This is a genomic window from Flavobacterium indicum GPTSA100-9 = DSM 17447 (assembly GCF_000455605.1).
GTDB classification, from domain to species: Bacteria; Bacteroidota; Bacteroidia; order Flavobacteriales; family Flavobacteriaceae; genus Flavobacterium; species Flavobacterium indicum.
Genome location: NC_017025.1, coordinates 1,554,657 through 1,570,956, shown reverse-complemented (window position 1 = coordinate 1,570,956; position 16,300 = coordinate 1,554,657). Strand labels below are relative to the sequence as shown.

16 protein-coding genes and 1 tRNA gene are annotated in these 16,300 nt (G+C 29.4%); 12 read left to right on the top strand and 5 right to left on the bottom strand.

Annotated features, from left to right (window positions below; genetic code table 11):
* The first annotated feature begins 1 nt into the window (after position 1).
* The 11 genes from KQS_RS07100 to KQS_RS13990 all read left to right on the top strand — a co-directional run bounded on the left by KQS_RS07100 (position 2) and on the right by KQS_RS13990 (position 11,829).
* On the top strand, positions 2-1,117 hold the full coding sequence (locus KQS_RS07100) for an N-acetylmuramoyl-L-alanine amidase family protein (RefSeq protein ID WP_014388514.1): 1,116 nt from the start codon (positions 2-4) through the stop codon (positions 1,115-1,117).
* 72 nt (positions 1,118-1,189) lie between these two features.
* A complete protein-coding gene (locus KQS_RS07095; RefSeq protein WP_014388513.1) occupies positions 1,190-2,158 on the top strand; it encodes an MlaD family protein in 969 nt (322 codons plus the stop codon).
* 12 nt (positions 2,159-2,170) lie between these two features.
* On the top strand, positions 2,171-3,475 hold the full coding sequence (locus KQS_RS07090; RefSeq protein ID WP_014388512.1) for a (Fe-S)-binding protein: 1,305 nt from the start codon (positions 2,171-2,173) through the stop codon (positions 3,473-3,475).
* Between the two features lie 25 nt (positions 3,476-3,500).
* Positions 3,501-4,292, top strand: a complete 792-nt coding sequence (locus KQS_RS07085; protein ID WP_014388511.1) for a (Fe-S)-binding protein — start codon at positions 3,501-3,503, stop codon at positions 4,290-4,292.
* Position 4,293: 1 nt separating this feature from the next.
* Complete coding sequence (locus tag KQS_RS07080) at positions 4,294-4,932, top strand: hypothetical protein (RefSeq protein ID WP_014388510.1); 639 nt, start codon at positions 4,294-4,296, stop codon at positions 4,930-4,932.
* 2 nt (positions 4,933-4,934) lie between these two features.
* The gene (locus KQS_RS07075; RefSeq protein ID WP_014388509.1) at positions 4,935-5,417 is read left to right on the top strand and encodes a hypothetical protein; all 483 of its coding nucleotides are present in this window, start codon (positions 4,935-4,937) and stop codon (positions 5,415-5,417) included.
* Between the two features lie 106 nt (positions 5,418-5,523).
* Complete coding sequence (gene serB, locus KQS_RS07070; RefSeq protein ID WP_014388508.1) at positions 5,524-6,747, top strand: phosphoserine phosphatase SerB; 1,224 nt, start codon at positions 5,524-5,526, stop codon at positions 6,745-6,747.
* A 119-nt stretch (positions 6,748-6,866) separates the two neighbouring features.
* Entirely contained in the window at positions 6,867-9,758 is a 2,892-nt protein-coding gene (locus tag KQS_RS07065; protein WP_014388507.1) for a glycoside hydrolase family 3 N-terminal domain-containing protein, read from the top strand.
* 2 nt (positions 9,759-9,760) lie between these two features.
* On the top strand, positions 9,761-10,216 hold the full coding sequence (locus KQS_RS07060; protein WP_014388506.1) for a DUF1801 domain-containing protein: 456 nt from the start codon (positions 9,761-9,763) through the stop codon (positions 10,214-10,216).
* Between the two features lie 9 nt (positions 10,217-10,225).
* Positions 10,226-11,365 carry an N-acetyl-alpha-D-glucosaminyl L-malate synthase BshA gene (gene bshA, locus KQS_RS07055; RefSeq protein ID WP_014388505.1) on the top strand — a complete coding sequence of 380 codons (1,140 nt, stop codon included), beginning with the start codon at positions 10,226-10,228 and terminating at the stop codon, positions 11,363-11,365.
* A gap of 2 nt (positions 11,366-11,367) precedes the next feature.
* Positions 11,368-11,829, top strand: a complete 462-nt coding sequence (locus KQS_RS13990; protein WP_014388504.1) for a protease complex subunit PrcB family protein — start codon at positions 11,368-11,370, stop codon at positions 11,827-11,829.
* Between the two features lie 30 nt (positions 11,830-11,859).
* Here the strand turns inward: KQS_RS13990 and KQS_RS07045 are convergent, their stop codons facing one another.
* Both KQS_RS07045 and KQS_RS07040 read right to left on the bottom strand, forming a co-directional pair.
* Positions 11,860-12,360, bottom strand: a complete 501-nt coding sequence (locus KQS_RS07045; protein WP_014388503.1) for a hypothetical protein — start codon at positions 12,358-12,360, stop codon at positions 11,860-11,862.
* 96 nt (positions 12,361-12,456) lie between these two features.
* Positions 12,457-13,260: a hypothetical protein gene (locus KQS_RS07040; RefSeq protein ID WP_014388502.1), complete on the bottom strand. Its 804-nt coding sequence runs from the start codon at positions 13,258-13,260 to the stop codon at positions 12,457-12,459.
* A gap of 68 nt (positions 13,261-13,328) precedes the next feature.
* On the opposite strand from KQS_RS07040, the gene aroC reads away from it, so the two are divergent.
* Positions 13,329-14,390, top strand: a complete 1,062-nt coding sequence (gene aroC / locus KQS_RS07035; protein WP_014388501.1) for a chorismate synthase — start codon at positions 13,329-13,331, stop codon at positions 14,388-14,390.
* 112 nt (positions 14,391-14,502) lie between these two features.
* Here aroC and KQS_RS07030 read toward each other — a convergent pair.
* The 3 genes from KQS_RS07030 to KQS_RS07020 form a co-directional block, all read right to left on the bottom strand.
* Positions 14,503-14,577, bottom strand: a tRNA-Val gene (locus KQS_RS07030).
* Positions 14,578-14,660: 83 nt separating this feature from the next.
* A complete protein-coding gene (locus KQS_RS07025) occupies positions 14,661-15,047 on the bottom strand; it encodes a DUF4258 domain-containing protein (RefSeq protein ID WP_014388500.1) in 387 nt (128 codons plus the stop codon).
* A 44-nt stretch (positions 15,048-15,091) separates the two neighbouring features.
* The gene (locus KQS_RS07020) at positions 15,092-16,288 is read right to left on the bottom strand and encodes an alanine dehydrogenase (RefSeq protein WP_014388499.1); all 1,197 of its coding nucleotides are present in this window, start codon (positions 16,286-16,288) and stop codon (positions 15,092-15,094) included.
* Positions 16,289-16,300 lie beyond the last annotated feature (12 nt).

Genomic DNA, 16,300 nt, shown 5'->3' with positions numbered 1-16,300 from the left:
TATGAGTGTAAAAAAAATATTTCTTGCCGTTTTTTTGTTGATTTCATTTTTAAATTGGTCGCAAAATAAAAAATTTAAAGTAGTATTAGATGCCGGTCATGGAGGAAAAGACTATGGCGCGACCTATCATGGAAATATTGAAAAAAATATTGCCTTGAAAACAGCTTTAAAAGTTGGTGAAATTCTTAAAAATGAACACGATATAGAAGTTGTATATACCAGAAATACAGATGTTTTTGTAGAATTAGATGAAAGAGCAAATATTGCTAACAAATCAAAAGGTCATTTGTTTATTTCTATGCATTGTAATGCAAATCCAAATCAAGCTGCTGCTGGAAATGAAACCTATGTTATGGGTATTACAAAAAGTGCATCTAATTTAGAAGTTGCTAAAAAAGAAAATGCCGTTGTAACTTTAGAAAGTAATTATAAAGTGAAATATGACGGATTTGATCCTAAGAAACCTGAATCAGTTATAGGGATTTCCATTTTGCAAGAAGAAAATTTACAACAGAGTATTGAAATTGCAGGTAAAGTTCAACAAGCTTTTACAAAATTCACACCTAATAAGAGTAGAGGAGTTAAACAAGCTGGATTTTTAGTATTAAGAAAAATAGCTATGCCTCGTATTTTAATTGAAATGGGATTTGTTTCAAATAAAAATGAAGGCGCTTTTTTAAATTCAGAAGAGGGACAGTTAAAATTGGCACAAGCAATTGCAACAGCTATTGTTAATTATAAGAAAGATTATTTTCATTCAGAATCTAATCTTCCAAAAAAACAAGAAGTGTCAAAAGAAGAAGATAAAAAAGATACTCCCAAAAAAGAGGACGATAAAGCAAATGTTACTTCAAGTTCAAAAGAAGACATATTTTTTAAAATTCAAATTTCTGCAAGTGCGAAAAAAATAGAAACAGTACCTACAAACTTTAAAGGTTTAAAATCTATTTCAGTTCAAAAAGAAAAATCAATATATAAATATTTTTATGGTCAAACCTCTGATTATAAAAAAGCAAAACAATTATTGGAAGAAGCTAAAGCAAAAGGATATACATCATCTTTTATTGTTGCCATTCAAAATGGAAAACAAATTTCTATAAAGGATGCAATAAAATAAATTATGCATGCATACTAATTTGCTTTGAAATATCATAAATATTATTATTTTTGCTAATTAAATATAAAGAAATTGAAAGTTACTAAAGAAATCAAAGTCGCAGTTTTAGTTATTTTATCCATAGTCTTATTCTACTGGGGATTTAGCTTCTTAAAAGGTAAAAATCTATTTGATTCCAGTAATAAATTATATGTTCATTATACTAATGTAGCTGGTTTAACGCCATCATCACCTGTTACTATTAATGGTTTAGCAATTGGTAAAGTAAATAAAATTGAGGTTTTAGAAGATGGTAAAATGCTAGTTGAAATGGTAATTACCAATGAAGAAATAAAGATTGCAAAATCCAGTATTGCAGAAATTCAAGGAGCTGGTTTAATGGGAGGAAGAGAAATAGCAATACTTAATAATTTTTCAGATAAAAATTATACTGAATCGGGTGATTTCTTAAAAGCTTCAGAAAAATTAGGAATAACAGATGCATTAGCACAACAATTGGTTCCTGTAAAAGATAAAGTTGAAAAACTATTAGATAACGCGAATGCATTGTTTGAAAATGTAAACCATACATTAGATAGTCAAACGCAACAAGCAATAAAGGCAAGTATTGCATCATTGCAAATTACTTTAAATGAATTTAGTCAAACTTCTAAAAATTTAAATGGATTACTTGCAGAAAATAAATCAAAATTAAGTTCTACATTAACTAATTTTGATAAGACTTCAACTAATTTAGTTAAAATATCAGATTCGTTGTCTAAAGCAAATTTAGCTGGAACTGTTAAAAATTTAGAAAAAACATTAACGAATGTAAATGGTATAATGCAAAACCTAGAGCAGGGAAAAGGTTCAATGGGTAAATTACTAAAAGATGAAGCTTTATACAATAATTTAGAAAAAACTTCTAAAGAGTTAGAGCTTTTACTTCAGGATTTACGATTAAATCCAACCCGATACGTAAATGTATCTGTTTTTGGAAAGAAAAATAAACCTTATGTAGCTCCAAAAGAAACAAATTCGGAAACAAAAATTACCAATTAATACTAACTATTTATGAGTATTGTGTCACAAATTCTTTTTGCTGTTATTTTAGCTGTTGGAATTGGCTATTTTGCAAAAAATGTAAAGAAATTAATTCGAAACATCAAATTAGGAAAAGATGTAAATAGATCTGATAATTCTTCTGAAAGATGGAGAAATATGACTTTAATTGCATTGGGACAGAAAAAAATGTTTGCACGTCCTATACCAGCTTTACTTCATATTATAGTATATGTTGGATTCATCATTATCAATTTAGAAATGTTAGAAATTGTAATTGATGGTTTATTTGGAACCCATAGAATTTTTGAATTTTTAGGAGGTTTTTATGGATTTTTAATTGGTTCATTTGAAATTTTAGCTGCTTTGGTTTTAGTAGCAGTTATTGTTTTTTGGATCAGAAGAAATGTGATTAAATTATCACGATTTACTAAGCCTGAATTAAAAGGTTATGCTAGTAAAGATGCCAATACAATTTTATACTTTGAAATGGTTTTAATGTCTTTGTTTCTAATCATGAATGCAACAGATATTCATTTTCAGCAAAGTGAAGTTGGAGGAAATGTTATTTCTCAATTTATAGCTCCTTTTTTTAATGGATTTTCTCTAGAAGGCATTACTATAGTAGAAAGAACTGCGTGGTGGTTACATATAATAGGAATTTTAATTTTCTTAAATTATTTATATTTTTCAAAACATTTACATATTATTTTAGCATTTCCTAATACTTATTTTGCAGATTTAAATCCAAAAGGGCAATTTGATAATTTAGAAAGTGTTACAAATGAAGTGAAATTAATGATGGATCCCAATGCCGATCCTTTTGCAGCACCAGCTAATCCGGATGCGGTTCCAGCTAAATTTGGAGCTAGTGATGTACAAGACTTAAATTGGGTTCAACTATTAAATGCTTACACATGTACTGAATGTGGTCGTTGTACATCATCTTGTCCAGCAAATTTAACAGGTAAAAAATTATCGCCTCGTAAAATCATGATGGATACCAGAGATAGATTAGAGGAAGTAGGTAGAAATATAGACGCAAATAAAGGTGTTTTTGTAGACGACGGAAAGTCTTTATTAAATGATTATATAACTCCTGAAGAGCTTTGGGCATGTACAACATGTAATGCATGTGTAGAAGAATGTCCAGTAAGTATTAGTCCATTATCTATTATTATGGATATGAGAAGGTATTTAGTTATGGAGCAAAGTGCTGCGCCAATGGAGTTAAACAACATGATGTCAAATATTGAAAATAATGGTGCTCCATGGCCCTACAACCAAATGGATCGCTTAAATTGGAAAAACGAATAATCAATAATCAAAATAAAATAATAGTATGTCAGATATTTTAGTAGTACCTACAATGGCAGAAATGATGGCTGAAGGAAAACAACCAGAAATTTTATTTTGGGTTGGTTCGGCTGGAAGTTATGATGAAAGAGCCAAAAAAATTACAAGAGCTTTTGTAAAGATTTTAAATAGAGCCAATGTTAATTTTGCAGTGCTTGGTACAGAAGAAAGTTGTACTGGTGATGTTGCAAAAAGAGCAGGAAATGAGTTTTTATTTCAAATGCAAGCATTAATGAATATCGAATTGTTAAATGCTTATGAAGTAAAAAAAATAGTTACATGCGATCCGCATTCGTTCAACTGTTTAAAAAATGAATATCCTAGTTTAGGTGGAAAGTATGAAGTTTTGCATCATACACAATATATTCAGCAATTATTAAATGAAGGAAGAATTAACTTCAATCAATCTGAATACAAAGGAAAAAGAATTACATTCCACGATCCATGTTATTTAGGTCGTGCTAACAATGAATTTGAAGCCCCTAGAGCTATTTTAGCTAAAACAAATGCTGATTTAGTGGAAATGAAACGTAGTAAAAACACTGCTTTATGTTGTGGAGCTGGAGGAGCACAAATGTTTAAAGAACCTGAAAAAGGGGATATGGAGATTAATGTTTTACGTACGCAAGATGCGTTAGAAACAAAACCTAACATTATTGCAACAGGATGTCCATATTGTAATACAATGATGACTGATGGCGTAAAATTTGCACACCAAGAAAACAACATAAAAGTTTTAGATATAGCAGAAATTATCGCTAATGCTCAAGATCAATAAAATGAAAACAATAGTAAATATTTTATTTTTTTTAGTTGTTATTAATTCATATTCACAAGAATATATGGATAAAATAGCAGAAGGTACTTGTGAATGTATTACTAAAAAGAAGATTGATCTTAAAAAAGATGAGCAGTTAAAATTAAGTTTAGGTTTATGTATGATGGAATCCTATAGTAAATATGAACATTTGGTTCCAAAAAAAGAAAGACTAGATTTATCAAATTCATCACAAATGAGAACTTTTGGGGAAAAGTTGGGAATGAAAATGATTTCTTATTGCCCCGATTTTATTCTTGCATTAGGTAGAAGCGAACTTAAAAAAGATCAAGCTGCAGAAATCAATGAAGATGAAAGTAGTGATGAATCTCCAATTTCTATAGAGGAAGATTCTTTTGTAGAAGGTAATTTTTATTCTGTTTCAAAAGAAAATTATTTGTACATAACTTTAAAAGAAAGTTCAGGAAAATCACATCAGTTATATTTAATCAATAATTTTGATAATTCTTTTTTAATTACTGATAATGTATTAAAACCTAACGATAAAATAAAAGTGAATTACTTTGAAACAGAATTATACGATGTGAAATTAAATAAGTTTCTGAGAACTAAAGTAATAACTGATATACAAAAACTATAACAATGTATATACCTTTTGAAAATATACCAGATGATGCAAGAATTTGGATCTATCAATCTAATAGAAAATTTTCGGATGAAGAAATTCTTTCTATTGAAAAAAAATGTTTAGATTTTGTAGAAAATTGGTCTGCACATGGTACTCCACTAGAGGCTTCTTTTATAACAAAATATAATAGATTTATTGTTTTTGTTGTAAATCAAGAAGTTCAAGCAGCAACAGGATGTTCAATTGATAGTTCGGTGCGTTTTATTCAAGATTTAGAAAAAGAATACAGCGTTGAACTTTTAGATAAAATGAATGTAACGTTTAAAGTAGGTGATCATATTGCTCATAAGCCATTAATAGATTTTAAAAAAATGGCTAAAGAAAAAGCAGTAACCGATAAAACAATTGTATTTAATAATTTAGTGACTTCAAAAGGAGAATTTATAGAATTTTGGGAAGTTCCAGCAAGTGAAAGTTGGCATAATAGGTTTTTCTAATTGCTTTTGATTTTGCCTTATTTTTTATAAATTATATAAGGGAATATTTTAAAAAACAAGCTATTTTTGCTTTTAGTTATTAAAATTAAATTTTACTTTAAGCACTATGGATAGTGATATTTTTTTATTGAATATTTCTGGACATGACAAACCAGGTTTAACTTCTTCATTAACAGCTGTTTTAGCGGAATATGATGCTAAAATATTGGATATAGGTCAAGCTAATATTCACGATACATTATCTTTAGGGATTCTTTTTCAAATTAAATCTGGAAAAAAATCTGCAGCCGTTTTAAAGGATTTATTATTTAAATCTTATGAATTAGATATTAAAGCTAAATTTACACCTATTCCTTTAGTAGATTATGAGAATTGGGTTAAACTTCAGGGTAAAGACAGGTATATAGTTACTTTATTAGGTGAAAGATTAACTGCAGAACAAATTTCAGAGGTTACAAAAGTAATTTCAGAAAAAAATTTAAATATTGATGCCATAAAGCGACTAACTGGCAGAGCTTCTTTGGTTAATGAAGATGAATATCCTAGGGCATCAATTCAACTTTCTATTCGTGGCGCAATAAACAATAAAGCTGAATTTACTGAAAAATTTATGCAAATATCACGTGAGTTAAACATTGATATTGCATTTCAAGAAGATACTATCTTTAGAAGAAACAGACGTTTAGTTTGTTTTGATATGGATTCTACATTAATACAAACCGAAGTAATTGATGAATTAGCTGAGTTGGCTGGTGTTGGCGCTCAAGTTAAACACATCACAGAATTGGCTATGCAAGGAGAAATTGACTTTAAAGAAAGTTTCAAACAGCGTATGAAATTACTTAAAGGTTTAAAAGAAGATGTTTTACAGGAAGTTGCAATCAATTTACCTATTACTAAAGGCGCAAGAAGATTAATCGATACCCTAAAAGCTTACGGATTTAAAACAGCAATATTATCAGGAGGGTTTACTTATTTTGGGAATTATTTGCAAAAGGAACTTGGAATTGATTATGTTTTTGCTAATCAATTAGAAATAATTGATGGGGAATTAACGGGAGGTTATATTGGTGAAATTGTCGATGGTAATAAAAAAGCTGAATACCTCAAAGAATTGGCGGCTTTAGAAGGTATTGATATTAGTCAAACTATTGCTGTTGGAGATGGTGCAAATGATTTACCAATGTTAAATTTAGCTGGATTAGGGATTGCTTTTCATGCAAAACCTAAAGTAAAAGATAACGCTCAAAGTTCAATCTCTAGTTTAGGTTTAGATGGTGTATTGTACTTATTAGGTTATCATGACAGACACATCGATTTAATTAATTAGCTAGAATTTTCTATTCACTATTTATTTTTACTAAAAAAAACTTAAAATTCTTTAAATTAAAATTAATTGGCTTTATTTTGTTAGTTATTTTATACCATTTTAAAGAAACAAATATATATATGCGACAAATTGCTTTCTTATTACTATTCCTTTTTTCAATAAATAAAGTACATTCACAATATAAAGAAACTATTGCACAAACAAAATGGGTTGATAGTGTTTATAACAGTCTTAATTTTGAAGAAAAAGTAGGCCAATTATTTATGGTAGCTGCTTATTCTAATAAAAAAGAAGATCATGCACAAGATTTAGAAAAATTAATTACCAAATATAAAATAGGGGGACTTATTTTTTTTCAAGGAGGACCAGTAAGACAAGCGCAATTAACAAACCGTTTCCAATCGAAATCTAAAACTCCCATGTTAATTGGTAATGATGCAGAATGGGGCTTTAGTATGCGTTTAGATTCAACGGTAAAATACCCATGGAATATGACATTAGGTGCCATTCAAGATAATAAACTGATTGAAAAAATAGGCGCTCAAATGGCTAAACAGTCAAAACGATTAGGCGTACATTTTACATTTGGTCCTGTGGTTGACATTAATACAAATCCTAACAATCCTATTATTGGTAATCGTTCATTTGGTGAAGTAAAGGAAAATGTTACACAAAAAGCATTAGCTTATATGAAAGGCCTACAAGATAACGGCATTTTTGCAACGGCTAAACATTTTCCAGGTCATGGTGATACAGAAACAGATTCGCATCATACACTTCCAATCGTTAAATTTGAAAGAGATCGATTAAACGAAGTGGAACTTTACCCTTATAAAGAGTTGATTAAAAATGGATTAGCAAGTATAATGGTAGCTCATTTAAATGTCCCAAGTTTAGAAGCAAGAGTAGGTTATCCTACATCATTGTCTTATTCCGTTGTTACTGATATTCTTAAAAATGAATTAAAATTTGAGGGATTAATTTTTACGGACGCTTTAAACATGAAAGGGGCAAGTAATTTTAAACAACCTGGAGATATTGATTTAGAAGCGTTTTTGGCAGGAAATGATGTACTTCTTTTTGCTGAAAATGTTCCAAAAGCAGTTGAAAAATTCAAAGAGGCTTTTGATTTAAAGTTGTTTACAGAAGAACGTTTGGCGTATTCCGTGAAAAAAATATTAAACTACAAATACATTGCAGGATTAAATCAATACAAACCTATTGATTTGAATCATTTATATGAAGATATGAATGCAATTGAATATGAGGCATTAAATTATCAATTATATGAAAATGCAATTACAGTCCTTAAAAATGAAGATAAACTTATACCAATTAAAAAATTAGAAAAAGAAAAAATTGCATATGTTAAATTAGGTGATGGTCCTAATGATGTATTCCTAAATAAAATTAAAGATTATGCCGAAGTTATCGAAATTAATTCTTTTAATTTAGATACGGCATTATTAGATTTAGAATGTTTTACCAAAGTAATTATTGGATATCACAAGCCTGATGGCGCTTGGCGTAAAAATGAATTAACTTTTAAAGAAATAAATTGGATTGATAAAATTTCAAAAGAAAAGGAAACTATTTTAGCCTTTTTTACAAAACCTTATTCATTATTAAAAATTCCAAATTTTGATCATACAGAAACTGTAATTCAAGCTTATCAAAATACAGATATAGCTCAAACTGTTACCGCTGAGATTATTTTTGGTGCAAAAGAATCTAAAGGTAAATTACCCGTTACAATAAAAGATAATTTTCATGTAAATCAAGGAATTGAAACGCACAAAATGGATCGATTAGGTTTTACAGTTCCAGAAAATGTTGGTATGAATTCTAAAAAGTTAGCAAAGATTGATTCAATTGCAAATTATGCAATTAAACAAAAAGCAGCACCTGGAATGCAAATTTTAGTTGCAAGAAAAGGACAAATTGTTTACAGAAAATCTTTTGGCTATCAAAAATATGACAGTATTCAAAAAGTTAAAGATTCTGATATTTACGATGTTGCATCTTTAACAAAGGTATTAGCTACTTTGCCTATGGTTATGAAGCAATATGATAGAAAAAAAATAACATTTGATACACATTTATGTCAAATGTTACCAGTTTTTGAAAATTCTAACAAAGCTGATGTTACTGTTTTAGATATGTTAACTCATCAAGCTCGTTTTCAAGCTTGGATTCCTTTCTATAAAGCAACACTGGATTCTTTAAAAAGACCTGATTCTCTTTATTACAGGTATGCTTATTCAGAAGATTTTCCAGTTAAAGTGGCAAATAATCTTTATTTGAAAAAAGATTATAACGACAAAATAATGAAATTAATTGCAGATTCGCCATTATTAGATAAAAAGCAATACAAATACAGTGATTTTTCGTTTATCATTTTAAAAGAATATTTAGAGCATACTACAAATAAAAAATTAGATAATTTAGTTCAAGATAATTTTTATAAATATTTAGGTGCCTCTACAATGACTTATAATCCATTACAAAAATTTGAATTAACACGCATTGCACCTACTGAAGAGGATAATTATTTTAGATACCAAACTATTCAAGGATACGTTCATGATATGGCTGCTGCTATGCAAGGAGGTGTTTCAGGTCATGCCGGATTATTTTCTAGTTCAATTGATGTGGCTAAAATGATGCAAATGTATTTGCAAAAAGGACATTATGGTGAACATGAATTTTTTAGTGAAAAAACATTTAACGATTTTAATAAATGTTATTACTGTAAAGATGGTAATCGAAGAGGGGTAGGATTTGATAAACCTCAATTAGGGGCAGAAGGACCAACTTGTGGTTGTGTATCTATGACAAGTTTTGGACATACAGGATTTACTGGTACCATGGCATGGGCAGATCCTGATAAAGAAATTGTTTATGTTTTTTTATCCAATAGAACGTATCCAAATGCAGAACCTAATAAATTATCAAAACTAAATATTAGAGAAAAAATTCAAGAAATAATTTATGAATCAATTATTGAATAATTATGACATCTAATGCTAAAACACCACAGGATTATATTGATCAACTTCCAGAAGAAAGAAAAGAAGCGGTTAATAAATTGCGAAATGTAATTTTAGCGCAGTTGCCAAAAGGATTTTCAGAAGGCATTGGCTATGGAATGTTGGGATATGTTGTTCCACACACGATCTATCCTTCAGGTTACCATTGTGATCCAAAACAACCATTACCATTTATGGCATTAGCATCTCAAAAAAATAGCATCAATTTTTACCATATGGGAATTTATGCAAATAAAGATATTTATGATTGGTTTGTTAATGAGTTTCCTAAGCACTCAAAGAAAAAATTAGATATGGGGAAAAGTTGTATCCGTTTTAAAAAACCTGAAGATATTCCCTTCCAATTAATAGGTGAATTAGTAGCAAAAATTTCTGTAGAAGATTGGATTGCTACCTATGAACAAAATCTAAAACGTTAAAAGTAGCATATGAAAATTGCAATAGTTTGTTATCCAACATTTGGAGGTAGTGGAGTAGTAGCTACTGAATTAGGTTTAGAATTGGCTCAAAAAGGTCATGAAATTCATTTCATAACTTATAAGCAACCTGTTCGTTTATCATTATTGAATCCTAATATTTATTTTCACGAAGTAAATGTTCCTAATTATCCTTTATTTCATTATCAACCCTATGAATTAGCACTTTCTAGTAAATTGGTTGATATGGTAAAATTGCATAAAATTGATGTGTTGCATGTGCATTATGCAATTCCGCATGCTTATGCTGGTTACATGGCAAAAAAAATGTTAGAAGACGAAGGGATTTTTATTCCAATGATAACAACACTTCATGGTACTGATATTACTTTGGTAGGAAATCATCCGTTTTATAAAACCGCTGTTACTTTCAGTATCAATCAATCTGATTTTGTTACGAGTGTTTCTAATAGTTTAAGAGAAGATACTTACAGATTATTTGATGTGAAAAAAGACATATATGTGATTCCTAATTTTATTGAAATTGATGAAGAGAAACATATTTTAAAAGGTCAAAGATGTCAACGTTCGGTATTAGCATCAAATAATGAAAAGATCATTACACATATTTCAAATTTTAGAAAAGTAAAGCGTATTCCAGATGTTGTGAAAACATTTTATAATATTCAAAAAGAAATTCCATCTAAATTAATGATGGTAGGTGAAGGGCCAGAAAAAATTATCGCAGAAAAAATGTGTGATGAACTTGGTATTTCTGATAAAGTAATTTTCTTTGGAAATAGTAATGATATTGATCAAATATTAAAATATTCAGATTTATTTTTACTTCCATCTGAAACAGAAAGTTTTGGTTTAGCAGCATTAGAAGCAATGGCTTTTGGTGTTCCTGTAATTTCAAGTAATTCGGGTGGAATTCCAGAAGTAAATGAAAATGGAAAATCTGGATATTTAAGTAATGTAGGAGATGTTGATGACATGAGTAAAAATGCTCTTTCAATTTTAAAATCAAATGAAATTCATCAACAATTTAAAACCGCAGCTTTTGAAGTCGCCAAAAAATATGATATTTTAAATATTTTGCCATTATATGAAAATTTATATAATAAGGCTATTGAATTAAATTCAAAATAAATATGAATAAATTAATAGTAGTAGTAATCATAAGTATTTTTACTTTTTTGCTATCTTGTAAAACTCAGCCTGCTCCTTCAAATATAATTGTTGAAAAAGAATTAGAAACTTATAAAGTCATTTATAAAGGGCAAATTAGCTCTAAAAAAGTAAAAGAAAATATTGTTATTAAAGATAATGAATCGTTTACTAATTTAATATCAGAATTAAATATTCAACCTGCTGATTATGAGGTGTTATTGAATGTAGATTTTGAAAAAAATAACTTATTAGTTTTATTTATAGGTGAAAAGCCAACGGGCGGATATGATATTGATGTTGATAAAGTTTTATTTTTAGAAAAAACTATAGAAGTTTATCCCAAAATTAGCATTCCTTCAAAAGATTCGTTTTCTACTACGGCTATTACATCTCCATATGTTATGGTCACTATATCCAAAGGGAAAGAAATTATTGTTAAATAAATAAAGCCACTCATTGAGTGGCTTTATTTATTAGAATTTATAACGAATTCCTAATGCAATATCCGGTCCAAAATCATCTTTAATTCCGTCTGAAAAATAAAATTCTGGTCTAAAATCTAAAGATAATTGAAGAGGAATATCAAAATTATATTCAATACCTACATCACCAGCAGCAAATAATACTGTATTTGAATCTCCACTATACTTTACTCCATTAACATAAAAGCTGTCTGCTTTCCATGAACCTAATCCACCTCCAACACCAGCATACCAGTTAAATCCTCCATCAATATTCCAAACCCATTGATGTAAAGCCGCTAGTTTAATTGCATCGTAATCTTTATTATTTCTCCATCCTAAATCAAATTCTAATCTAGTATCAGATGAAATTGCTCTTTGGTAAGATAATTCTCCACCAAAACCATCATTGTCTCCTAATCTAAGACCTAACGCATTTTTAGATAAATTTTGAGATTGTGCATTAAATGCAAAGCCTAGCAACATAAAAGCTGTAAATAATAATTTTTTCATATTCGAATTAATTTATTTGTTAATACAAATTTACAGAATTGAAAGCAGTTTGAGTTTATATAAATATTTTTTTTTGTTTCAGAATTTACATGTTCTTTAATTAACATTATATGTATCTAAAAATTCTTCTTGTGTTTGAGTTGTAGATGCTGGAATACCTAATTGACCTGCTACTGCTGCATCTATACTATAAGTTGTTAGAGTATTGGTGTAGACTACTCCAATATTTTTAGCAATATACTGTGTTGATGTAACAACATCTTGAGGTTGTAATAAAGTTATAGTAAATGGCACACCAGCAACTACTTGTGTAGTGGTTACTTTAAGGTTTACAATAATTTTAGTTGTTTTTATGTCAGTATAATTATCGCCGTTTGGACTAGTAAAGGTAGATAATGTTTGTCCACCAACTGATTTTAATGTGTACTCAATAGTTAATGGTATATTATTTACAGTTTGATTAAAATTACCAGATTTAGTGCTTAAAATATCGCCATTATTAGCATTTTTCTTAAAAATAATAAAATCATTTAAGGATAAATCAAGTCCAACAGGTAAAGCTTGTCCTTGTCCAAATGAAAAATCTCCAGACATTAATAATAGTTGATTGGATTGTCTTACTCCATTATTTCTGAGTGATGAAGAATAAAAACCAGTGGCAACATTATCTTTTGTTTTAAATTTTTTATATGTATTTGAAGTTATTAAAGTATCTCCAGATATATATAATGAATCTCTTGTTGTAGTTCCATTTCCAACAACATCATAAGTCCAATAATTTCCATTATTTAACGGCAACGGAAAATTAACGTCTGTTTCTCCAGTTGAATCGGTAGCATCATCACTAGAACATGAAAATAGGGTTATTCCAATAAATGACAGTAGTAGTAGTTTTTTCATAAGAAAGATTAATTTTATACGAATATAACAAAAATTAATCTTTAATTTTGTTTTAAATCTTTTAAAAAATGTCAAATACTTTAGGTAATTTATTTAAATTAACCACTTTTGGTGAATCTCATGGAAAAGCATTAGGCGGAATAATTGATGGTTGTCCCGCTGGAATTGAAATCGATTTTGAGTTGGTCCAAAATGAGCTAAATAGGAGAAAACCTGGGCAATCTAAAATTGTTACACAAAGAAAAGAAAGTGATACAGTTCAATTTTTATCAGGAATATTTGAAGGTATTACAACTGGTGCGTCAATTGGTTTTGTTGTTGAAAATGAAAATCAAAAATCTAATGACTATGATCATTTAAAAGATACTTATCGTCCCAGTCATGCTGATTTTGTTTATGAAAAAAAATATGGTCATCGTGATTATAGAGGTGGGGGAAGAACTTCTGCTAGGGAAACTGTTAATTGGGTAGTTGCGGGCGCAATTGCTAAACAAATAATTCCAACTGTTAAAATTAATGCCTTCGTTTCTTCCGTTGGCAATATTTCTTTAACTACAAACTACAAAGATTTAGATTTTAATTTAATTGAAAGTAATCCAGTTAGATGTCCAGATATTATTACCGCTAATAAAATGGAAGAATTAATTGCTTCTGTTAAAAAAGAAGGTGATACTATTGGAGGTACTATAACTTGTGTTGTTCAAAATGTGCCTGTAGGTCTAGGCGAACCCATTTTTGACAAACTGCATGCTGAATTAGGTAAGGCAATGTTGTCAATTAATGCTGTTAAAGGTTTTGAGTATGGTTCAGGATTTGAAAGTGCAAAAATGAAAGGAAGTGAACATAATGATTTGTTTAATGAAGACGGAACGACTAAAACAAATTTTTCAGGAGGAATACAAGGTGGGATTTCTAATGGAATGGATATTTATTTTAAAGTTGCTTTTAAACCAGTGGCCACATTATTACAAAAACAAAATGTATTAACCAATAAAGGAGAAATCATTGAACAACAGGGAAAAGGCAGACACGATCCTTGTGTGGTTCCAAGAGCAGTTCCAATTGTTGAAGCATTAACTGCTATTGTATTAGTAGATAATTTTCTAAAGAATAAAGTAAATAGTTTATAATTATTATAATTCTTTAACTATTCAAAATTATAATATAATGTAGATTTTATTTTTATTCAATTTGCATTATTTTGTAATAAAAAAAAGCACCTCAATTGAGGTGCTTTTTTTGTGGGCGATAAGGGATTCGAACCCCTGACCCCCTCGGTGTAAACGAGGTGCTCTGAACCAGCTGAGCTAATCGCCCTTTATTTTGCAGTGCTTATTTCGTCATTGCGAGTGCAAATATACTACTGTTTTTTATATCTGCAAATTTTTTTAATAAAAATATTAATTAAATTTTATTTCTTCAAGTACGGCTTTGTTGCTGTAATTTATAATTGTTAATACAACTTTCTTGTTTTTAGGTAAATAGGTTTCAATAATGTATTTTTTACCTTTTTTATAAGAAACATTACTCTGTGAAAAATCAACATCTCCATTATCTAAAGCTTCGTTAATCTCGTTTATTGATGTAATTTTTTTGGCAAAAATACTATCAACAGCCGCGGAAGTCTGAAATGGTTTACTTTTAATATCTTTAATAACTCTACAGTTTGGAAAATAACAAAATTCTACACCTTTTGCTTTTGCTTTTGCTCCTAAAAACTCTCCAACAAAATAAAATCCAATCGTTAATCCAAGTAAGTAAAAAGCTAATCTGTATCTCAGTGACATAATTTATTTTTTTGCAAAGGTAAAACTAAATTAAATTGTTTTAGTTAAAACACTAATAAATTTATATCTCTATGTTCCAAATTGAACCAATCGGCAATTGGTTTATTGGTTAAAATTCCATGGTAATTGTAAATTCCATTTTTTAAACCTTTATTGCATCGTATAGCCGATTCAATTCCGCCATCTTCAGCGATGTGAATTAAAATAGGAGAGATGATATTGCTTATAGAAATACTTGCGGTTTTTGAATATCTTGAAGGTATATTAGGCACACAATAATGAATTACATTGTTTTTGATGAATGTTGGTCTTTCATGGGTAGTGACTTCTGAAGTTTCAAAACATCCACCGGTATCAATGCTTACATCTACAATAACAGCTCCTTTTTTCATGTGCTCTACCATGGTTTCAGAAACTACAATTGGAGTACGGTTTTTACCACGCATAGCCCCAATGGCAACATCACATCTTCTTAAGGCTTTTAATAAGGCTTTATCGTGAATGGTTGAAGTAAAAATTCGTTGATTTAATGTATTTTGTAAACGTCTTAATTTGGTTATTGAATTATCAAAAACTTTTACATTTGCTCCTAAGCTTAATGCAGTTCGAACGGCATATTCTGCAACTGTACCAGCACCTAATATTACAACTTCTGTAGGAGGAACTCCAGTTATATTTCCAAATAGTAGACCTTTTCCATCATTATTGTTAATCATTAATTCTGCCGCAATTAAAACAGAGGCAGTTCCGGCTATTTCACTTAATGATTTTACTGCGGGATATGAACCATCATCGTCTTTAATAAATTCAAAAGCAAGTGCGGTGATTTTTTTTGTACTTAATGCTTCAAAAAAGTCCTTTTTTTGTGTTTTTAATTGGATGGCGGATATCAATATTGCTTCATGGTTCATCATAGCAATCTCTTGTAAAGTAGGCGGTTCTACTTTTAAAATAATAGGGCAACTAAAAACTTTTGCAGTATCATTGGTTACTTCTGCTCCAGCTTCTGAATAATCTTTGTCGGAATAACTCGAATTGACTCCAGCGCCTGATTCTATCATAACTTGATGCCCGTGTGATACTAATGAACTTACGGCATCAGGCGTTAAACAAATCCTTCTCTCTTGATAGGAAGTTTCTTTAGGTATTCCAATAAAAAGCTGACTTTTATGTTTTTGCACCTCTAGTTTTTCTTCTTGAGGTAGTAATTGTTTAGCCGAAAAAGGACTGTAAATTGCCATATTAAACAAAAT